At 72.6% G+C, this 19,781-nt stretch carries 20 protein-coding genes and 2 pseudogenes; 8 read left to right on the top strand and 14 right to left on the bottom strand.

What is annotated here, in order from left to right:
* Positions 1 to 103 precede the first annotated feature (103 nt).
* Entirely contained in the window at positions 104 to 1,786 is a 1,683-nt protein-coding gene (locus tag ACIQNU_RS30305) for a GNAT family N-acetyltransferase (RefSeq protein ID WP_401372485.1), read from the top strand.
* Here the strand turns inward: ACIQNU_RS30305 and ACIQNU_RS30300 are convergent.
* Complete coding sequence (locus tag ACIQNU_RS30300) at positions 1,783 to 3,024, bottom strand: trans-sulfuration enzyme family protein (RefSeq protein WP_401372843.1); 1,242 nt, start codon at positions 3,022 to 3,024, stop codon at positions 1,783 to 1,785. The genes ACIQNU_RS30305 and ACIQNU_RS30300 overlap by 4 nt on opposite strands.
* A 131-nt stretch (positions 3,025 to 3,155) precedes the next feature.
* Here ACIQNU_RS30300 and ACIQNU_RS30295 point away from each other — a divergent pair, with 131 nt between their 5' ends.
* Both ACIQNU_RS30295 and ACIQNU_RS30290 read left to right on the top strand, forming a co-directional pair.
* Positions 3,156 to 3,653, top strand: a complete 498-nt coding sequence (locus ACIQNU_RS30295) for an Lrp/AsnC family transcriptional regulator (protein WP_401372484.1) — start codon at positions 3,156 to 3,158, stop codon at positions 3,651 to 3,653.
* Positions 3,654 to 3,685: 32 nt separating this feature from the next.
* Entirely contained in the window at positions 3,686 to 5,377 is a 1,692-nt protein-coding gene (locus ACIQNU_RS30290) for a DUF885 domain-containing protein (protein WP_401372482.1), read from the top strand.
* Positions 5,378 to 5,461: 84 nt separating this feature from the next.
* Here the strand turns inward: ACIQNU_RS30290 and ACIQNU_RS30285 are convergent, their stop codons facing one another.
* Positions 5,462 to 6,307 carry an SDR family oxidoreductase gene (locus tag ACIQNU_RS30285; RefSeq protein WP_401372481.1) on the bottom strand — a complete coding sequence of 282 codons (846 nt, stop codon included), beginning with the start codon at positions 6,305 to 6,307 and terminating at the stop codon, positions 5,462 to 5,464.
* 74 nt (positions 6,308 to 6,381) lie between these two features.
* The gene (locus ACIQNU_RS30280; RefSeq protein WP_401372479.1) at positions 6,382 to 6,906 is read right to left on the bottom strand and encodes a rhodanese-like domain-containing protein; all 525 of its coding nucleotides are present in this window, start codon (positions 6,904 to 6,906) and stop codon (positions 6,382 to 6,384) included.
* A gap of 189 nt (positions 6,907 to 7,095) precedes the next feature.
* Between ACIQNU_RS30280 and ACIQNU_RS30275 the strand changes: the two genes are divergently transcribed.
* A complete protein-coding gene (locus ACIQNU_RS30275; RefSeq protein ID WP_401372477.1) occupies positions 7,096 to 7,542 on the top strand; it encodes an Lrp/AsnC family transcriptional regulator in 447 nt (148 codons plus the stop codon).
* A gap of 10 nt (positions 7,543 to 7,552) precedes the next feature.
* Here ACIQNU_RS30275 and ACIQNU_RS30270 read toward each other — a convergent pair whose 3' ends face one another.
* The 5 genes and pseudogenes from ACIQNU_RS30270 to ACIQNU_RS30250 all read right to left on the bottom strand — a co-directional run.
* Positions 7,553 to 10,555 (bottom strand): AAA family ATPase, encoded by a 3,003-nt coding sequence (locus tag ACIQNU_RS30270; protein ID WP_401372475.1) that lies wholly within the window; start codon positions 10,553 to 10,555, stop codon positions 7,553 to 7,555.
* The gene (locus ACIQNU_RS30265) at positions 10,552 to 11,715 is read right to left on the bottom strand and encodes an exonuclease SbcCD subunit D (protein WP_401372473.1); all 1,164 of its coding nucleotides are present in this window, start codon (positions 11,713 to 11,715) and stop codon (positions 10,552 to 10,554) included. The genes ACIQNU_RS30270 and ACIQNU_RS30265 overlap by 4 nt, the downstream gene beginning before the upstream one ends.
* Before the next feature lie 230 nt (positions 11,716 to 11,945).
* Complete coding sequence (locus ACIQNU_RS30260; protein ID WP_401372471.1) at positions 11,946 to 12,494, bottom strand: GNAT family N-acetyltransferase; 549 nt, start codon at positions 12,492 to 12,494, stop codon at positions 11,946 to 11,948.
* A gap of 63 nt (positions 12,495 to 12,557) precedes the next feature.
* Positions 12,558 to 12,819 (bottom strand): annotated as a pseudogene (locus ACIQNU_RS30255) (hypothetical protein).
* 105 nt (positions 12,820 to 12,924) lie between these two features.
* Positions 12,925 to 13,071 (bottom strand): annotated as a pseudogene (locus tag ACIQNU_RS30250) (phosphopantetheine-binding protein); the annotation flags it as partial.
* A 40-nt stretch (positions 13,072 to 13,111) separates the two neighbouring features.
* On the opposite strand from ACIQNU_RS30250, the gene ACIQNU_RS30245 reads away from it, so the two are divergent.
* Positions 13,112 to 13,321: a hypothetical protein gene (locus ACIQNU_RS30245; RefSeq protein WP_401372469.1), complete on the top strand. Its 210-nt coding sequence runs from the start codon at positions 13,112 to 13,114 to the stop codon at positions 13,319 to 13,321.
* A gap of 88 nt (positions 13,322 to 13,409) precedes the next feature.
* On the opposite strand, the gene ACIQNU_RS30240 is transcribed toward ACIQNU_RS30245, so the two are convergent.
* Positions 13,410 to 14,036 (bottom strand): YigZ family protein, encoded by a 627-nt coding sequence (locus ACIQNU_RS30240; RefSeq protein ID WP_401372468.1) that lies wholly within the window; start codon positions 14,034 to 14,036, stop codon positions 13,410 to 13,412.
* A gap of 155 nt (positions 14,037 to 14,191) precedes the next feature.
* Here ACIQNU_RS30240 and ACIQNU_RS30235 point away from each other — a divergent pair, with 155 nt between their 5' ends.
* Complete coding sequence (locus ACIQNU_RS30235; RefSeq protein ID WP_401372467.1) at positions 14,192 to 14,599, top strand: CoA-binding protein; 408 nt, start codon at positions 14,192 to 14,194, stop codon at positions 14,597 to 14,599.
* 51 nt (positions 14,600 to 14,650) lie between these two features.
* Here ACIQNU_RS30235 and ACIQNU_RS30230 read toward each other — a convergent pair whose 3' ends face one another.
* Complete coding sequence (locus ACIQNU_RS30230) at positions 14,651 to 15,208, bottom strand: YbaK/EbsC family protein (protein ID WP_401372466.1); 558 nt, start codon at positions 15,206 to 15,208, stop codon at positions 14,651 to 14,653.
* Between the two features lie 43 nt (positions 15,209 to 15,251).
* The gene (locus ACIQNU_RS30225) at positions 15,252 to 15,824 is read right to left on the bottom strand and encodes a helix-turn-helix domain-containing protein (protein ID WP_401372464.1); all 573 of its coding nucleotides are present in this window, start codon (positions 15,822 to 15,824) and stop codon (positions 15,252 to 15,254) included.
* Between the two features lie 92 nt (positions 15,825 to 15,916).
* On the opposite strand from ACIQNU_RS30225, the gene ACIQNU_RS30220 reads away from it, so the two are divergent.
* On the top strand, positions 15,917 to 16,783 hold the full coding sequence (locus tag ACIQNU_RS30220; RefSeq protein WP_401372462.1) for a DMT family transporter: 867 nt from the start codon (positions 15,917 to 15,919) through the stop codon (positions 16,781 to 16,783).
* A gap of 41 nt (positions 16,784 to 16,824) precedes the next feature.
* On the opposite strand, the gene ACIQNU_RS30215 is transcribed toward ACIQNU_RS30220, so the two are convergent.
* Positions 16,825 to 17,586, bottom strand: a complete 762-nt coding sequence (locus ACIQNU_RS30215; RefSeq protein WP_401372460.1) for an acyltransferase — start codon at positions 17,584 to 17,586, stop codon at positions 16,825 to 16,827.
* Between the two features lie 147 nt (positions 17,587 to 17,733).
* On the opposite strand from ACIQNU_RS30215, the gene ACIQNU_RS30210 reads away from it, so the two are divergent.
* Positions 17,734 to 18,324: a gamma carbonic anhydrase family protein gene (locus tag ACIQNU_RS30210; RefSeq protein WP_401372458.1), complete on the top strand. Its 591-nt coding sequence runs from the start codon at positions 17,734 to 17,736 to the stop codon at positions 18,322 to 18,324.
* 28 nt (positions 18,325 to 18,352) lie between these two features.
* Here the strand turns inward: ACIQNU_RS30210 and ACIQNU_RS30205 are convergent, their stop codons facing one another.
* The gene (locus ACIQNU_RS30205; protein ID WP_401372456.1) at positions 18,353 to 19,018 is read right to left on the bottom strand and encodes a DedA family protein; all 666 of its coding nucleotides are present in this window, start codon (positions 19,016 to 19,018) and stop codon (positions 18,353 to 18,355) included.
* 161 nt (positions 19,019 to 19,179) lie between these two features.
* Positions 19,180 to 19,632: a DUF4442 domain-containing protein gene (locus tag ACIQNU_RS30200; protein ID WP_401372455.1), complete on the bottom strand. Its 453-nt coding sequence runs from the start codon at positions 19,630 to 19,632 to the stop codon at positions 19,180 to 19,182.
* Positions 19,633 to 19,781 lie beyond the last annotated feature (149 nt).

Raw genomic sequence — 19,781 nt, 5'->3', positions numbered from 1 at the left:
GAAAACGTTAAAAAAGGGGACAGAAGCAGCCTTTACCCATCAGTCACACAGGGTTCGTGATCACGCAACACCGCTCCGTAACAGTGGCCGCATGAATCCGGAGATGTCTGATGTGACGCGTGCGAGGCACGGACGCCCCGTACACCACTGGCGGCGCGATGTCGTCGAGCTGGCTGCCCTGTTCACCGCGGTCGCGGTCGCCGACGCCGTGGCCAATCTGATCGGGCACGGCCCCGACGGCCCCGCCCTGCTGGTGATCTCGGCGGTGACCCTGCTCGCCACCGCCGCCTTCCACACCTGGTGGTCACGGCGCCACAGCCATGCGCCACCGACAGGCGATACCGGCGCCCGGCCGCTCGCCACCGTCGAGCAGTCCGGGCGGACCGAGGGTGCCGGGCGGTCCGGGCAGGCGGAAGGCGACGGCACCAAGAGGTCCCGTACGGGCGGGCTGTCCGCTGACGGCGGGGCAACCGTTCCCGGCGAGCCGTCCGCCGCGCCGGACCTGGGCACCGATGGGGCGCCCGGCGTTGCCGCGGACCCGTCCGTCGCGCCCGCGGGCGGGAGCGCGCTGTGGCGGATGCGGACCACCGTGCGGGACGCGCCGGGCTCGCTCGCGGCGCTGTGCGCGGCGATGGCGGGCCGGGGGGTGGACATCCTCAGCCTCCAGACACATCCGCTGGCCGAGGGCACCGTCGACGAGTTCCTGCTGCGCGCACCCGCGCCGCTGTCGGCTGCCGAGATCACCCGGGCGACGGCGCAGGCCGGCGGCAGCGGCACCTGGATCGAACGGGCCGACGCCCATGACCTGGTGGACGCCCCGACCCGCGTACTCGGACTCGCGACCCGTACGGCCCTGGACGCGGCGGAACTGCCGCTCGCCCTGCGGCAGCTCCTCGGCCGGTGCACCATCCGCTCCCTGCCCGCAGCCCCACCGGCCGGCGGCCGTCCGGGCCCGGAAGGTGCCCCGGTCGAGGGCGCGTTGGAGGACACCGTGATGCGGCTGCGGGCGCCGGAGGGCGGGGTGATCACGGTGGAGCGGCCGTATCTGCCGTTCACGCCGACCGAGTTCGCTCGGGCCCGTGCCCTCGTCGAGCTGGACGCGCGGCTCGGCCCCCGGATGCCGCGTGGAAGGCAGGTCCTGACCCTGCACGAGGGCAGCGCCGTCACCGTGCGCCGGGCCGACATCGCCGATCTCGACGCGGCGAAGGCGATGCACGACCGCTGCTCGGCGGACACCCTGAGGCTGCGGTACCACGGTCCGGTGGGTGACGCGGACCGCTATCTCAACCATCTGCTCAGCCCCCGGTTCGGCCGCACGCTCGTCGCGCAGACCGCGTCCGGCCGCGTCGTCGCCCTCGGACATCTGCTCTGGGACGGCGACGAGACCGAAATAGCGCTGCTCGTGGAGGACGAGTGGCAGCGCCGGGGCATAGGCGGTGAACTCCTCGGCCGACTCGTGGCGATGGCGGTCGAGGCGGGCTGCGAGAGCGTGTACGCGGTGACGCAGGCGGCGAACACCGGGATGGTCGCCGCGATGCGCGGGCTCGGGCTGCCGCTGGACTACCAGATCGAGGAGGGCACCCTCGTCATCACCGCCCGCCTGGACGCGACGCCGATGCGCTCGCGGGTGCCGTACGACCAACTGCCGCACATCACGGCGCCGCATGTGTCGGCACCGCACGTGACAGCACCGCAGGTGGCCGCGCCGCGCACCGGGCCGTCGCGTACAGGCCGGTCGCGCACAGGCCAGACCGAGCGCGCCGACCACCGCGACGAGACACCCTAAGGCCGGGCCCCTTGGCGGACCTGCTGGCGGACGTGTTGGCCCGACCCGAGACGGACCTCTTGGTGGGGACCTCGGCCGCCGAGGGCCTGATCCAGGTCGCGCCACAGGTCGTCCACGTCCTCCAGGCCGACCGACAGCCGCAGCAGCCGGTCCGACACACCGGACGCCAGCCGGTCGGCGGGGTCGACGATGCGGTGGCTGATCGACGCGGGGTGCTGGATCAGGGAGTCGACGCTGCCGAGGCTGACCGCCGGGGTGATCAGCCGCACCCCGGCGATCACCTCGTGCGGGTCCCCGGTCACCTCGAAGGCGACCATGGCGCCCCCCAGTCGGGGATAGCGCACCCGGGAGACACGGGGGTCACCGCCGAGTCGCCGGGCGAGTTCCGCCGCGGTCGCGGACGCGGCACGGACCCGTACCGGAAGGGTCGACAGGCCGCGGAGCAGCAGATAGCCGGCGAGGGGATGCAGCACGCCGCCCGTCGCGAAGCGAACTTGGCGCAGCGCGCGGGCGAACTCCTCGTCGCAGGCGACGATCCCGCCGAGTACGTCGCCGTGTCCGCCGAGGTACTTGGTCGCGCTGTGCAGGACGAGTCGCGCGCCGCTCTCGGCGGGCCGTTGGAGGACGGGGGTGGCGAAGGTGTTGTCGGCGAGCAGCGGCACCGCGCCGCAACTGTGGGCGATGGCGGGCAGATCGAGTTCCGCGAGGGTCGGATTGGCGGGCGACTCGACCACGACGAGACCGGTGTCGGGCCGGATGGCGTCCGCGATACCGGCGGGATCGACCCAGGTCACCTCCGTGCCGAGGAGCCCGGCCCCGAGGAGGTGGTCACTGCACCCGTACAGCGGCCGGACGGCGACGACATGGCGCAGGCCCGCGGCGTTCCGTACCAGGAGGACGGCCGTGAGGGCGGCCATGCCGCTGGCGAAGGCGACGGCGCTCTCGGTGCCTTCGAGCCGGGCGAGGGCCGTTTCGAAACGGGCGACGGTGGGGTTGCCGAGCCGGGCGTAGACCGGCGGACCTTCCGGTTCCGCGCCGTGAGCGGCGAAGGCGTCGATCCGGGCGGCCTCGCCCCGGCTGTCGTAGGACGGGTAGGTGGTGGACAGGTCGAGGGGCGGGGCGTGCAGGCCGAGCGCCGGCAGGTCGTCCCGCCCGGCGTGCACCGCCTCGGTGGCCAGGGCCCGAGGGCCACCGGCGGCAGGACCACGGCCCGGACGCGCGCCGGCACCCGAACCCATCCCCGTACCCATCCCCACGCTCATGTCCGCCTCAGTGTCCGTGTCGGTGTCCGTGCCCGTGTCGGTGTCCATGCCCAGAGCCTGAACACTGGCCGGGTGGAAGGCGGCGCATGCCGTGTTACGTTCGGCCGATGGCCGATTCCGTCGTACTGGATCCGGTGGATCTGCACATACTGCGCGTTCTCCAGAACGACGCCCGGACCACCTACCGCGATCTGGCGACCCAGGTCGGTGTCGCGCCGTCCACCTGCCTCGACCGCGTCACACGGCTGCGGCGCAGCGGAGTGATCCTCGGCCATCGGCTCCAGGTCGATCCGGCGAAGCTCGGGCGGGGGCTCCAGGCGCTGCTCACGGTCCAGGTGCGACCGCACCGCCGGGAGTTGGTGGGACCGTTCGTCGAGCGGATCAGGGCCCTGCCCGAAGCGCGCACCGTCTTCCATCTCACCGGTCCCGACGACTACCTCGTGCATGTCGCGGTGTCCGACGCGGCCGATCTCCAGCGGCTCGTCCTGGACGAGTTCACGGCGCGGCGGGAGGTCGCCCGGGTCGAGACGCGGCTCATCTTCCAGCAGTGGGAGTGCGGCCCCCTGATGCCACCCGGCGCGACGCCGACAGCTGAATCCTCGTGACGCGGGACCGTCCGCCGTATGAGGATGTGCGCATGTCAGTCACCAATCCCCCGCTGCCCCGCGAGGTCGCCGACGCGTATGTCGACGACCTCATCGCCCTCGACCCGATCACCGGCACGTACCTCGGCGTCAAGGACAGTTCCAGCAGACTGCCCGACTACTCCCCCACAGGCCAGGAAGCGATTGCCGAGCTGGCGAGGCGCACTCTCGCCCGGTTGGACGAGGCCGAGCGGCAGCCGGGCGCGGACCAGGACATCGAGCGCCGCTGCGGTCGACTGCTGCGCGAGCGGCTCACGGCGGAACTCGCCGTGCACGAGGCGGACGAGTCCCTGCGCGCCGTCGGCAACATGCACTGGCCCGCACACTCCGTGCGCGAGGTGTTCACCGTGACGCCGACCGAAACGGACGAGGACTGGGCGGCGATCGCGGAGCGGATGCGTGCCGTTCCGGCAGCCCTTGACGGGTACCGGGAGTCGCTGGGCATCGGCCTGGAGCGCAAGCTGTACGCGGGCCCGCGCCCGACGGCCACCTTCGTGGAACAGCTGACCGAGTGGACGGCGCCGGACGAAGAGGGCCGCGCCTGGTTCGAGCAGTTCGCGGCGGCCGGCCCCGCATCGCTGCGGGCCGAACTGGACGCGGCGGCGCAGGCGGCGACCGGCGCGTTCGCCGCGCTGCGCGACTGGATGCGGGACGTGTACGCGCCGACGATCGAGGGTGCCCCCAACACCGTCGGCCGCGAGCGCTACGCCCGCTGGTCCCGCTACTTCAACGGCACGGACCTCGATCTGGACGAGGCGTACGCGTACGGCTGGGCCGAGTACCACCGGCTGCTCGCCGAGATGAAGACCGAGGCGGAGAAGATCCTGCCGGGTGCCGCGACCCCTTGGGTGGCGCTCGCACACCTGGACGAGCACGGGCGGCACATCGACGGCGTCGACGAGGTACGCGTCTGGCTCCAGGGCCTGATGGACGAGGCGATCGAGGCGCTGGACGGCACCCACTTCGACCTCGCCGCGCGCGTCCGCCAGGTCGAGTCCCGTATCGCGCCTCCCGGCGGCGCGGCGGCCCCGTACTACACGCCTCCGTCGGAGGACTTCTCGCGGCCCGGCCGGACCTGGCTGCCGACCATGGGCCAGACCCGTTTCCCGGTGTACGACCTCGTGTCGACCTGGTACCACGAGGGTGTGCCGGGCCATCACCTCCAGCTCGCCCAGTGGGCGCACGTCGCCGACGACCTGTCGCGCTACCAGGCGAGCATCGGTGGCGTGAGCGCCAACTGTGAGGGCTGGGCGCTGTACGCCGAGCGGCTCATGGACGAACTCGGCTTCCTCACCGACGCGGAGCAGCGGCTCGGCTATCTGGACGCGCAGATGATGCGGGCCGCCCGCGTCATCGTGGACATCGGTATGCATCTGGAGCTGGAGATTCCGGCGGATTCGCCGTTCCACCCCGGTGAGCGCTGGACTCCGAAGCTGGCGCAGGAGTTCTTCGGCGCGCACAGCAGCCGCCCGGCGGACTTCGTGGAGAGCGAGCTGACCCGCTACCTCTCCATTCCCGGGCAGGCCATCGGCTACAAGCTCGGTGAGCGCGCGTGGCTGCTCGGCCGCGAGAAGGCGCGGGAGCGGCACGGGGACGCGTTCGACGCGAAGGCGTGGCACATGGCGGCGCTGTCGCAGGGGTCACTGGGCCTGGACGACCTCGTGGACGAGTTGTCGAAGCTGTAGTTCCGGTGAGCGGTGCGGGGCCGGCCGCGCGGTCGGCCCCGCTGCCCGAGCCTCCGGGTACAGGAGCACCGGAGCCTCCCGGCCTCAGCGCCGGAACCCGCCCTCCGAGTCGATGACCTGGCCGGTGACCCACTCGGCCTCGTCCGTGGCGAGCCACGCGATCAGCCGCGCCGGATCGTCGGGCATGCCCCAGCGGCCCGCCGGGAAACACGCGGCGATGGTGTCGTAGTCGTCGCCCGTCATGTAATCGGTGTCCACCGGGCCGGGGTTGACGGTGTTCACGGTCACGGCCCGCTCGGCGAGGGCGGTCGCGAGGGAGCGGGTCGTGGAGGCGAGCGCGCCCTTCTGGAGCCCGTACGCGATCTCGCCCGGCATGCCGCCCGCGATGTCCTGCCCGGAGGTCATCATCACCACGCGCCCACCCGGTGCACGCGCCGGCAGACTCGCCCGCTGCCGCGCGTACGCCTGCACGAGCAGGATCACCGACCTGGTGTCGACGGCCCAGTGGGCGTCCAGCATGGCCGCGTCGATCGAGTCGAGGGTGCCGTCGTGGCCGCTCAGCGCGTGGTTGGCGACGAGGATGTCGACGGGCCGTCCGAAGGCGGAGCCGGCGGCCTCGACGAGCCGGGCCGGTGCGGCGGGGTCCGACAGATCGCCGGGCCCGTCGAAGACCGGCGCGTCCGGGTCGGCGCGCGCCTCGCGCACGCCCGCGACGACCTCTTCGACGCGGTCGGCGCCCCAGGGCATCGCGGCATCGTGCGGCACATGGTGGTGTACGTACACCCCGGCGCCGTACGCGGCGAGGCGGCGCGCCACCGCGTAACCGATTCCGCCCCGCCGACTGGCACCGGTGACGAGCGCGGTCCGGCCGCGCAGCGGCAAGGGGTCGCGGCGGAGTTGCGCGGGGGTGGGTGAGGTGAGTCGTGGCATGACAGATCATCATCGGCGGTACGGGGGCCGGGTGCACGCGAATTACGGGCGGGCGGAGGGTCCGGGCGGGAGAGTCAGCAGCCGCAGGCCGCCGCGCCGACCGGCGCCGTCAGCGGATCGGCGACCGGTTCCCGGCGCCCCTCCCAGGTCTCGTACGCGAAGCCCTCACGCACCCAGTACTCGAACCCGCCGAGCATCTCCTTGACCTGGAAGCCGAGTTGGGCGAGGGCGAGTGCCGCGCGGGTGGCGCCGTTGCAGCCGGGGCCCCAGCAGTACGTGACCACGGGTACGGACCGGTCGAGCAGTTGTTCGGCCTGCGCCGGGACGAGCGCCGTCGGCAGGTGGATCGCGCCGGGGACATGGCCCTGGTCCCAGGACTCGGTGGAGCGGCTGTCGAGCACCACGAATCCGGGGTCACGGCCGTCCGCGAGCGCCGAGGCGACGTCGGACACGTCGGCGTGGAAGGCGAGGCTCGCGCCGAAGTACGCGACGGCCTGCGCCGGAGGGGCGGGCGGGATCCCGAGGACGGGGTGGGCGGCGATCGCGCCCCGGGTCACGGGCGTGGCAGCGGAGGTGGCTGCGGACGTGGATGCGGACACGGGCGGGGCTCCCTGGTCTCGTCGTGGTCTCATCGGTCCTGGTCTCGACGGTTCTGGTCTCGACGGTTCTGGTCTCGCTGACCAGAGGTCTCGTCGACCAGAAATCTACGGACCCCAACCGCTCCCCTGAAGGGGTGATCCACGGCCACATTCTTGATCGACCGACGATTTCCCTGGTATCTGTCGGGCATGACCGGCTATTCCCCGGACGCCACGGACTGGCGCATCCTTGAGGTCCTGCAACGCGAGGGCAGGGCCAGTTACGCGGACCTCGCACGGGCCGTCTCCATGTCGCCGAGCGCGGTGACGGAGCGGGTGCGGCGGCTTGAGGAGGCGGGCGTCATCCAGGGGTACGCGGCGGTGGTCGACCCGGAGCGCCTCGGTCTGCCGATCCTGGCCTTCGTCCGGCTCCGCTATCCGACCGGCAACTACAAGCCCTTCCACGATCTGGTCGACGTGACGCCGGAGATCCTGGAGGCGCACCACGTCACCGGCGACGACTGCTTCGTGATCAAGGTCGCGGCGCGTTCGATGCGTCATCTGGAAGAGGTGTCGGGCCGGATCGGCACGCTGGGATCGGTGACCACGAACGTCGTGTACTCGTCTCCGCTGCCACGCCGCCCGGTCGGACGCTGACCCGGCGGGCTCAACCACCCACCCCCCGCTGCCGGACCGCCGAGCCGTCCCGCCCCTTCACCACCTCCAACTGCGCGTGGACACGGCGCCGCAGATCCGGCACATGGCTGACGATGCCGACGCTCCGGTCCCGTTCGCGCAGGGAGTCCAGTACGTCCAGGACCTCGTCCAGCGTCTGGTCGTCCAGGCTGCCGAAGCCCTCGTCGATGAAGAGGGTGTCGAGGCGGACTCCCCCGGCCTCGTCGGTCACCACATCGGCGAGGCCCAGCGCGAGGGCGAGGGACGCGAAGAAGGTCTCGCCGCCGGACAGCGTCGCCGTGTCGCGTTCGCGGCCCGTCCAGGCGTCCACGACATGCAGCCCCAGGCCCGAACGCCCGCGCCCCGCACGGTCGTCGGAGTGCACCAGCGTGTAGCGGCCCTGCGACATCCGGGACAGCCGTGCCGTGGCCGCCGCGGCGACCTGTTCGAGGCGGGCCGCGAGGACGTACGACTCCAGGCGCATCTTGCGCTCGTTGTCCGCGGAGGTGCCCGCCGCCAGGGCCGCGAGCCCGGCGACGCGGTCGTGTGCGGCGCGCACGGGTGCCAGGCGGCGGGCTCCGGTGGCGGCACGGTGGGAGAGACGGTCGAGTTCGGTGCAGCGGCGGGCGGCGGCATCGCGCGCGGACGCGGCGGCGCGCAGATGCCGGTCGGCCGTGTCGGCGGCGGATTCGGCGGCACGCACATCGGCGGGCGGGCGCGCGGCGGCGTCGGCCGTGTCGCTCTCGGCGAGTGCCGCACGGACGGTGGCCTCTTCGTGCTGCCAGGCGTCGATGCGGTGCTGGAGCGCACGGTGCGCGGCGTCGTCGAGGAGTGCGGCGGCGGCTGCCTCCGGGGTGTCGAACCGGGCGCGGAAGGCCGCGTCGGCGAGGCGCGCGTCGGCGTCCTTGAGGAGGTGTGCGGTGTCCTCGGCGACGCGCGCGCTGTCGGCCGCCGCCGTGAGGAGTTCGGCGCGCCGCTCCAGCTCCCGCGCCCGGGCGGCGACGCTGGTCGCGGAGGACCGCGCCTGGGTGAGTTCCGCTTCTAGGGCGGTCTGTTCGCGCTGAAGCGCTTCCCGCAGCGAGGCGCGAGCCGTCGCGCGGTGTGCGGCTTCCTGCTGGGCGCCGACCCTGCGGTCGTGTTCCCGCTCGGCCTGGTCGAGGGCTTCACGGGCCGCGTGGAGGCCGGACGCGCGGGTGCGCGCGTCGGCGTGTGCGCTCCGCAACTCCTCGACGGCTTCGGCGAGTCGGTCCGTGGGTTCGCCGGTGGCCGCCGCGGTGGCGGCGGCCAGGGCTTCGCGTACGGTGCCGAGCCGCTGTTCCGCGTCGGTGCGCTGTTGGTCGGCGCGGCGGTGTGCGGCGAGTGCGGCCTCCTCGGCGGTCCGGTCCACGTGTCCGGGGGCCTTGCGGGCGGGCCGGGGGTGTTCCGTGGAGCCGCAGACGGCGCAGGGGTCGCCGTCGGTGAGGGCGGCGGCGAGTTCGGCGGCGATGCCTTGGAGGCGCTGTTCCTTGAGGGCGAGCCAGTGTTCGTGTGCCGTGGCCGCGCGCTCGCGGGCGTCCTGGCGGTCGTCCTGCGCGCGGGCGACGTCCTCGGTGAGCCGGTCGCGCCGCAGGGCCGCGTCGAGCCGGGTCTGCGCCGGGTCGAGTTGGCCGGCGAGGTGTTCGGCGCGGGCCGCGGCCTCCTGCGCGGACTCGACGGTCCGCCGGAGGGCGGTCCGGGTGGATTCCCAGGTGTCGAGCCAGGCGGTGGTGTCCTGGGTCAGGTCGTCGTCGGCGCGCTCCTCGCGCTCGGACGCGGCGCGCTCGGCGGCGAGTTCGGCGAGGCGGTGTTCCGCGCGGCGCGCCGAGGCGAGGCCGCCCAGTTCCTCCGCGGCCCTGCGGGCGGCGGCGGCGAGTCCGGTGGCGCCCGCGTCCGTGAAACGGTCGGGCAGAAGGGCACGCGCGCGTGCCTCGTCGCCGGCGGCGCGGCGGTGCTGTGCCGCGGCGCTTTCGCGCAGGGCGAGGGCCGGTGCGACGGTCTCCGCCTTGCGTGCCCGCTCCATGCGCCGCTCGTCCGCGCGGTGGTCGTCGGCGCGCTCCTGGAGCCGGGCGGCGCGCTCCCGTGCCTGCGCGAACCGGGTCTGCAGCCGGTGCAGTTCGCGTACGCCGGCCAGGTCGGTGTGGGCCGCGGCCTGGGCGGATTCGGCGGTGCGCAGGGCGCTGTGGGCGATGGTGAGCCGTTCGCGTGCGCCCGCGCGGGCGACGGCTGCCCAGGTCAGTACGGCGTCCGCGAGGCCGGGGTCGCCGGGTGCCGCGTCGGGCGGCGGAATCTCGGCCGCGTCCCCGGCGGCCTGCTGCATGCGGTGGGCGTCGGCGAGCAGGTCGGCATCGCCTTCGCGGACGGTGGCCTCGCCTCGGCGGCGCTGTTCGGCGAGGTGCTGTTCGACGGCGGCGAAGCGCCGGGTGTCGAACAGGCGGCCGAGGAGCTTGCCGCGGGCTTCGGCGTCGGCGCGCAGGAAGCGTGCGAAGTCGCCCTGCGGCAACAGGACGACCTGGCAGAACTGGTCCTTGCTCATGCCGAGGAGCTGGGTGATCTCCTCGCCGATCTCCTGGTGCGACCGGCTGAGGTCCTTCCAGGCGCCGGGCGCCGGGGCGTACTCGCGGAGGTGGCTCTGTGCCTTGTCCGTCGTGGTGCCGGTGCCGCGCTTCTTGGGGCGGTCCCACGGGGGCTGCCGGGTCAGTTCGAGCCGGCGCCCCGCGACCGTGAAGTCGAGGGTGACCTCGGTCCGCGTACCCGGGTCCGCGTGGTCGCTGCGCAGGTTCGCGCCCTGGCTGCTGTGGCGGGCGCCGGGCACCGAGCCGTACAGCGCGTAGCACACGGCGTCCAGGACGGATGTCTTGCCGGCGCCGGTGGGGCCGTGGAGCAGGAACAGGCCGGCGGCGGAGAGCGCGTCGAAGTCGACCTCCTGACGGCCGCCGAACGGTCCGAACGCGCACAGCCGCAGCCGGTGCAGCCTCATCGGGTCACCTCGCGGACGGTGTCGTCGGCCCGGACGGCGTCGAAGGCGCCGCGCAGTACGGTGCGCTCGTCGGCGTCGGGGCCCGCGCCGCGCACATGGGCCACGAAGTCCTCCGCGATCTGCTGGTCGCCGCGCCCGGCGAGCCGACGCGCGTAGCTGATGTCCGGGTCCTCGGGTGGCCGTTCCGGCGCGAAGACGAGACTGAGGGTGTGCGGGAAGCGTGCGGTGAGGCGGGCCATCGGGTCGGCCGGGCGGACGGGGTCGGTGAGGGTCGCCTCGATCCACGCGTCCTCGTACCGGCTCAGCCGCGGGTCGGCGATCAGGTCGTCGATCCGGCCCCGCACGCGCGCGAGGGCGCGGGGTACGGGGCATTCGACGCGCTCGGCCTCGACCTCACCGCCGGGCCCGATGTCGACCAGCCACATGCTTTTGCGGTGGTCGGCCTCCGAGAAGGAGTACGCGAGGGGCGAGCCCGAGTAGCGCACGCGCGGGGTGAGGGTCTGGCTGCCGTGCAGGTGGCCCAGGGCCACATAGTCGACGCCGTCGAAGACTCCCGTGGGGACGGCGGCGACACCGCCCACAGTGATGTCGCGCTCGCTGTCGCTGGCCTCTCCGCCGGTCACGAACGCGTGCGCGAGGACGACGGAGCGGGTGGTGTCGGGCCGGGTGGCGAGATCGGCGCGGACCCGGTCCATGGCAGCACCGAGCACGGCCTCATGGCTCGCTCCGCCGACCCCGAACTCGTCCTTGACCAGGGCCGGTTCGAGATACGGCAGGCCGTAGAACGCGACGTCGCCATGGGTGTCGGTCAGGACGACCGGGGTGGCGCACGCGGACGGTTCGGTCCGCAGATGGATGCCGGCGCGGCCGATGAGTCCGGCGCCGACGCCGAGCCGGCGCGCGGAGTCGTGGTTCCCGGAGATCATGACCGTGGGCACACCGAGGTCGGCGAGGCGGTGCAGGGCGTTGTCGAACAGCTCCACGGCGGACAGCGGCGGCACGGCCCGGTCGTACACGTCCCCCGACACCACCACGGCGTCCACCTCGCGCTCGCGGGCGGTCGCGACGAGATGGCCGATGAATTCGGTCTGGGCACCGAGCAGGCCGACCCGGTGGAACGCCCGTCCGAGATGCCAGTCGGAGGTGTGCAGAATCCTCAATGTGCCGCTCCGACCCGCATGTATCCCCTCAGTCCGCCCCCGGACCCGGCACCGAACCGGCACGGGCCCCGCCACCCTCACTCACCACGCTAGTACCAGGCAGTGCCTGATCCATCACGGACCTCAGTGTGCCACCGGCGTCCGGGGTGAGGTGGCGTCGCCCTCCCGAACACGCCCCCGGTCAAGACCGGACGCCTCTCTTCAGCGGCGGACGGTCACCCTGAACAGCCTCACGATGCCGGCCGCAGGCCCCACGTCTGCAGGGCATACGGCCGTCCCTTCTCCTCCCCCTCGATCAGAGGCACGTCGTCAAGCAGGCTGAAGCCCGCCTTGGTGGCCACGGAGACGCTGGCGGCGTTTTCGGCCTCCAGCTCCAGGATCACCTGTTCCACGCCCAGCCGCTCGAAGGCGTATGCGGCCATCACCCGCACCGCCCGCGCGGCCAGCCCCTGGCCTCGGTGCGCCGGGCCGACCGCGTAGCCGATCTCCGTGCCCTCCGGAGCGCGCCGCAGCATCACCTCGCCGAGCGGCGCACGCCCGTCAACGGTGATGGCGAGCAGGATCGTCGTACCCTCCGCCCGCATCTGCCGGTCCCGGTCCAGCCGTGCGCGAGCGGCTGCCGCGTCGAAGGGGGAGACGATCGGCGTCCAGTACGCGATGTCGGGATGGTCGAACAGATCCGGCATCGTAGCCAGGTCTGTTTCCGTCCAGTCGCGCAGGACGAGCCCTTCCCCTGTCAGCTCGATCCGGTCGGGAAACGGCAATGTGCTGCTGCTCATGGTGCGGGACCTCCGTGGCCTGTAGGACGAGGCAGCATAACGGTACGGTGCGGTCATTCCGGCTCACCCGATTTTCTGGGCGGAGATGTGCAGGGGCGTCATGGTGAGGCCCGCGTAGTAGACATGCAGACTCGCCGCCGGCTCCAGAGTGTCGTTCACCACCTCGTGCACATACCCCGGCGCGAAAACTCGCTGCGCTCCCGCCGACAACGCGCGCGTGCCGCGTCCGGTCCGCTCGGTCAGCGTGCCGACCAGGACGGTCAGGGGAGCAGGCCAGGCCGACGAACTCGGCGACGGTGGTCGGATGCTCCCGTGGAGGCCGCATGAGGTGCGGATCGGTTCGGTCGGCGATCAGAGCCTGAGCTTCTTCCTCGGTCAGATCCTCGATTTCGGCGAGGATCTGGTCCTCGACGACGAGCGCGGTGTCCTCCGGCGTCCGGCTGTCGAACAGGACGCGGATGGGCGGTTCGGTGCCGAGCGCCTTGCGCAGGCGGACCACCGCGCGCATGGCCATGAGCGAATCTCCGCCGAGGGCGAAGAAGTTGTCGTGGATGCCGGCGCGCCCGACCTGGAGCATGCCTCCCAGACCTCGGCGACGGTCTCCTCGGTCGGCGTCCGTGGGGCCCATAGGGCGGCGCGGCCTCCTCGCCGTCGACCCCGACATCGGTCTGGCCGACATCGTTGCCCGCCAGGAGGCCGAACTCGCGGCCCGGCAGGCCCAACTGGCCGCATCCCACGCGGCGGTCACCGCCTCCATCATGGAACGCCTCAGCGCCTCCAGCCGCTTCGAAGCAGGCATCAAAGCCGCACAACCTGGCTGGCACTGACGGGCTGATCCGTGGCTTGGGCGCCGTTGCTCACTGTCCGGTTCGATCGGAATGGTCGTGAGGTACATGCCGCCGTGCGCCGACGGCCTCACCCCGCCCCGTACGCCTCCCCGCCCACCTCGAACCCGGCCGTCCCCGCGGTGACATCGGCGAGCCAGGCGCGGAAGGTTTCGACCTCCGCGTCCGGCAGGCCGATCTCCAGCGTGACCGCCTCGCCGTAGCGCACGTCGCGGATCTCGCGCCCGGTGGCCCGCAGCTCGTTCTGGAGCTTGCCCGCGCGCTGGTGGTCGACGGTCACGGTGGCCAGGCGGAAGCGTCTGCGGGTGATCGTGCCGACGGCGTCCAGCGCCTCGCCGACCGCTCCCCCGTAGGCCCGGATGAGTCCGCCCGCGCCGAGTTTGACGCCGCCGTAGTAGCGCGTGACGACGGCGACGACGTACCGCATGTCGCGGCGCAGCAGCATCTGGAGCATCGGCACGCCCGCGGTGCCGCCCGGTTCTCCGTCGTCGCTCGCCTTCTGTACGGAGGCGTCGGCGCCGATGACGTAGGCGAAGCAGTTGTGTGTGGCGTCCGCGTGCTCCTTGCGCACGCGCGCGATGAAGTCCTGGGCCTCCCGCTCGGTGGCCGCGGGTGCGAGCGCGCACAGGAACCGTGAGCGGTTGATCTCGGTCTCGTGCACACCCTCGCGGGCCACCGTGCGGTACGCGTCCTGCATCAGGCCAGCGTAGGCGGTACGCGCGCGTGTCTCGCGGCTGCCCTGCGTCTGCCATGTGCCTGGGCGCTCGCGAGGGGACGCGGCGGGCCGGGAATCTCCGGACGTGCCCGCTCGTTTGCCTGGACGGACAAGGCAGCGACTCCAGGAGGCACGCCATGTACGGCGACAGGGCGACCGTCCGCAAGATCCTCACCGAGACCGGTGACACGTGGGCCGTGGTCGGCCTGTCGAACAACGAGTCGCGCGCGGCGTACGGCGTGGCGGCCGTGCTCCAGCGCTTCGGAAAGCGCGTCGTACCGGTGCACCCGAAGGCGGAGACGGTGCACGGCGAGAAGGGCTATGCGTCGCTGGCCGACATCCCCTTCGACGTGGACGTGGTCGACGTGTTCGTGAACACGGACCTGGCGGGTGGCGTCGCCGACGAGGCCGTGGCCAAGGGCGCGAAGGCGGTGTGGTTCCAGCTGGGTGTGGTGGACGAGGCCGCGTACGCGCGCACGCGCGAAGCGGGCCTCGACATGGTGATGGACCGTTGCCCCGCGATCGAGATACCGCAGCTCGACTGAGCCGCCGGCCCGACCGGCCCACTCCCTTGGCGATCGGCGACCCGGCCGCCGTCAGCCCTGGCCCAGCCCCTCGACCACGACCGCGCCCGGCAGCTCGGCCAGGGCCTTGCCGGGCAGGATGAGCTTGCCCCGGCGCCTGCCGCTGCCCACCAGGACGTACGGGAGGTCGACCACCGCCGAGTCGACCAGCAGGGGCCAGTCGGCGGGCAGCCCGATCGGGGTGATCCCGCCGTACTCCATGCCGGTCGCCCCGGTGGCGGTGTCCATGGGGGCGAACGACGCCTTGCGGGCGCCGAGTCGGCGCCGGACCGTCCCGTTGACGTCCACGCGCGCGGCCGACAGGACGACGCACGCGGCCAGGGTCGTCTCGCCGCCGCGCTTGCCCGCGACGACGACACAGTTCGCCGAGGTCGCCAGCAGCTCGGGCCCGTAGTGCTCCACGAAGGTCGCGGTGTCGGCCCACTCGGGCTCGGTGTCGACGTGGATCAGCTGCTCGGCCGGCACACTGCCCTGCCACGCGCGCACCGCGTCGGCGACGGGTGCGACAAGGATGTCGAGGCAGTCGGGGGCGGGCCGGGCGTCGTCGAAGTGTCCGATGGGTGCGCGCATGGCGGCACGCTAACAGCCGCCCCGCGCGCGATGACCGTGCGTCTCACACGACGGGTGGCACGGACACCGCCAAGGTCATCTCCACGGGCTCGGTGCCGTCGTTGCGGTAGGCGTGCGGCACATGCGCCTCGAAGGTGGCCGACGCACCGGCCGGTACGGGATGCGGCTCCCCGTCGACGACGAGCGTGAGGACGCCCGCGGTGACGTGCAGCAACTCGATCGTGCCGGTGGGATGCGGGTCGGACGTGCTGCCGTCGCCGGGCATCAGGCGCCAGCTCCACAGCTCCAGCGGGCCGCGCTTCTCGGTGCCCACGAGCAGCGTGCTGTGGCTTCCCGCTTCGGTGGACCACAGCCGCACGGCCTGTTCCTCGGGCACCAGACGGACCTGGGGACCCTGCTCCTGGTCGAGGAGGGTGGCGATGGAGACGCCGAGCGCGTCGGCCAGCTTCACGGTCGTACCGACGCTCGGGTTCGTGCGGGCCTGCTCGATCTGGATGATCATGCCCCGGCTGACTCCCGCGCGCGTGGCCAGGGTGTCCAGGGTGAAGCCGCGTTCGCCGCGCCAGCGCTTCAGGTTGCGCGCGAGGGACTGGGTGAGCTGGTCGAGGTCCGACACATTCCGTCCATTATTTTGGATGACAGAGTTCAATACACTGAACTACGGTGTGGTGCACCGAAGGTTCATCGCACTGTACTGCGAGGTCGTCCGTGACAGCACTCTTCGCCCTTGCCACCAGCCTGTTGTTCGGCCTGGCCGACTTCGGCGGCGGGCTGCTGGCACGACGGATTCCGGCGCTCACGGTGGTCGTGGTCTCGCAGGTGATCGCGGTCGTGGTGCTCGGCGTGATCGTGGCCGCGACCGGCGCCTGGAGCGAGGCGGACGCCCGGCTGTGGTTCGCGGTCGCCGCCGGTCTGGTCGGGCCGGTCGCCATCCTCGCCTTCTACAAGGCTCTCGCCCTGGGCCCGATGGGGGTCGTGTCGCCGCTGGGTTCGGTGGGGGTCGCCGTCCCGGTCGGCGCCGGCCTGGCGCTCGGCGAGCGCCCCGGGCTGCTCCAGATCGCGGGCATCCTTGTCGCCGTCACGGGCGTGGTGCTCGCGGCCGGGCCGCAGTGGCGCGGGGCACCGGTACAGCGCCGGGCCGTGCTGCTGACGCTGGTCGCGGCGTTCGGCTTCGGCGCGGTGATGACCCTGATCTCCGAGGCGTCGACCACGCTCACCGGACTGTTCCTGGCCCTGTTCGTGCAGCGCGTGACCAATGTCGTCGCGGGCGGTACCGCGCTGTACCTGTCGGTGCGCGGCGGCGCCCCGGCGCTCCCCGAGGAGGGCGGTATGGCCGTCGTACGGTCCGCGCTGCCCGCGCTGGCCTTCGTGGGCCTCGCGGACGTCGCCGCGAACGGCACGTACGCCATCGCCGCCCAGCGCGGCCCGGTCACCGTCGCGGCGGTTCTCGCCTCGCTCTATCCGGTCGTCACGGCACTCGCCGCGCGCGGGGTGCTCAGCGAACGGCTGAGGGGCATACAGGCGGCGGGTGCCGGCCTCGCCCTGATCGGGACGGTGCTGCTCGCGTCCGGATAGCCACGCCGACCCACCGGACCACCCCCCATGACCCTCACCCCCTACGCCTCGGACGCGTCCGCCTCCAGATCGGCCAGCGCCAGCAGTTGCTCCGGCGTGATCCCCTCCGGGATCGGCACGGGCGCCGGTGTCCGCAGCGGCGGCTGCCAGCCCGCCTCCGGGTCCCAGCGCCGCACCACGCGCGCGGGGGCACCGGCCACCACGGCGTGATCGGGCACGGCACCCCGTACGACCGCGCCCGCCGCGACGACCACGTTCCGGCCGACACGCGCACCCGGCAGGATGACCGCCCTGGTGCCGATCCAGCAGCCGGGACCGATGACCACGGGCTCCATACGCGGCCACTGTTTGCCGATGGGCTGGTGCGGGTCGTCGTACGAGTGGTTCGTCGACGTCACATAGACGTACGGCCCGAAGTAGCAGTCGGCGCCGATCGTCACCGTGGTGTCGGCGATGACATGGCTGCCCCGGCCGAGGACCACACCGTCGCCGATGCGCAGGATCGGATCGGGGCCGAGGTCGAGGTCGGGCATCAACCCGGCGGTGAGGGTGACCTGTTCGCCGACGACGCAGTGAGCGCCGAGATGGATCCAGGGCTCACCGAAGACGGTGCCCTGTGGGAAGGCGAGGCGGGTGCCCCTACCGATCGCGCCGAATCTCAGCCGCCCCGGATGGTCCGCCGTGACGGCGCCCGCCCGCTGTGCCCACGCCCAGCCCGTCTGGACGGCGTACTGCACTGCGTGCCGGACGGCGCGGCGCGGCCGGCCGGAGACGAATGAGAACGTGTTCTTGTTTGTGGGCACCCACTCACGGTACTCAGGGGCACGTCGGGGCGGTGTGCGGACCGCTGTGATCTTCACCCCACCCGGTGCACGGCCCGCGCCACCCGTCGCCTACGGTGCCGGTGAGCGCCGGCGCGAGCAGGCGCGGGCGACGACGAGGAGACGGCCATGGCCGAGCGGGCGCTGATCACGGGAATCGGCGGCAAGAGCCCCGAGGTGGACAAGGACGCGTTCGTCGCGCCGACCGCCGTCGTCATCGGCGAGGTGACCGTGCACGCGGGCGCGAGCGTCTGGTACGGCGCCGTGCTCCGCGCGGACGGCGGACCGATCGTCCTCGGGGCCGACAGCAACGTCCAGGACAACTGCACGCTCCATGTCGACCCCGGCTTCCCCCTCACGGTCGGCGAGCGCGTCACCGTCGGCCACAACGCCGTGCTGCACGGCTGCACCCTGGAGGACGACGTCCTGGTCGGCATGGGCGCCACCGTCCTCAACGGGGCCGTCATCGGCGCCGGTTCGCTCGTGGCCGCCCAGGCGCTCGTACCGCAGGGCATGCGCGTACCGCCGGGATCGCTGGTCGCGGGCGTGCCCGCCAAGGTGAAGCGCCCACTCACGGACGAGGAGCGGGAAGGCGTCACGCTGAACGGAACCCTGTACGTGGGCCTCGCACGGGCGCACCGGGAGGTGCACGAAGAGCACGCGCGCGAGGAGTGCGGCCAGGGCGGTCGGGACGGCCACGCGCGCGAGGATCACGCGTAGACGGCGAGCGGGCTTCGCCCGGAAACGTTCAGTCGGCGGCCGGTACCGCGGCCTGCGGCGCGACCCCCGCGCCTTCCGCCGCGATCTCGGCCTCCGCCGCCTTGGCCCTGCGCTTGAGCACGAGCATCGACCCGATGCCGAACAGCACCGCGAGGACGAGCCCGAGCCAGGAGAACCGCTTGAGCCAGGACTCGGCGACGATGCCGACGTAGTAGATGACCGCCGTGGTGCCGCCCGCCCACACGATGCCGCCGAGGACGTTGGCGACGAGGAACTTCCAGTACGGCATGCGCAGGACGCCCGCGAGGGGGCCCGCGAAGATGCGTAGCAGGGCGACGAAGCGGCCGAAGAACACAGCCCACATGCCCCACTTCTCGAAGGAGCGTTCCGCGCTGCGGATGTGGCCCTCGCTGAAGTGCTTGGGGAACTTGCGGCCCAGCCGGGCGAGCAGCGGACGGCCGCCCTTGCGTCCGATGGCGTACCCGATCGAGTCACCGATGATGGCGCCCGCGCTGGCGCAGGCGCCGAGCACGAACGGGTCGATGCCCGCGTGCTGCGACGAGAGGAGCGCGGCGGAGACGAGGACGATCTCGCCCGGCAGCGGAATGCCCAGGCTCTCCAGACCGATGATCACGCCCACCAGGGCGTAGACGCTGACCGCCGGTACGGTCTCAAGCCAGTCCTGGACGTGCAACGCCCGCTCCTCGGGTGAGGGTGTGTGAGGTGGTGACGGACCGGTGATCCACCTCGGCGCGCCGCGGGCAGCCTACCGGGTCCGCGACGCCCGGCATCCCGGACCTGCACCGCCCCTGCCGGGCGCGGACCGGCACCCCGAAGGAGCGAGGTCAGCCGAGGTCAGCCGTTCGGCCGGAGGGTCCAGACGACCGTCATCTCGCCGGTCACGGCGCCGTCACCGCGCCGGATGGCGATGCTCACCGGGAACTCGGGCCGCTGCCCGGCGTCCAGTTCGGCGACGACGTCGGCGACGGGGCGCCCGAGCGTCGCCGTCGCGGTCACGGGCCCCATGGCGAGCTTCTTGTACGCGATCTCGGCGCTGACGGCGAGCGGAACGGCCCGCGAAAGCTGCTCACCGAAGGCGGCCAGCACGATCGCCCCGCTGGCGGACTCGCCGAGCGTGAACATCGCTCCGGCGTGCGGCCCTCCGACGTGGTTGTGGTAGTCGCCCTGGTCGGGCAGGGAGACGACGGCCCGCTCGGCGGTGGTCTCCAGGAATTCGAGGTGCAGGGTGCGGACCATCGGCACCGTGGCGGCGAGCATCTCGCCCATCGACATCTGATCAGCGCTCATACGAAGAGATGTTACCCACGAGTAGCCAATCTTGACCAGGGTCGCCGGTGATCACCTAGACGAGTCATTCCGAATGCTGACGGTGTGTCTGGGAACGCAGACAGGGCGTCCAAGATCGTTGTGTGACGAACAACCTGGACGCCCTGCTG

The organism is Streptomyces sp. NPDC091292, from assembly GCF_044757265.1.
Lineage (GTDB): Bacteria > Actinomycetota > Actinomycetes > Streptomycetales > Streptomycetaceae > Streptomyces.
This window is presented reverse-complemented; position numbering and strand designations above follow the sequence as displayed.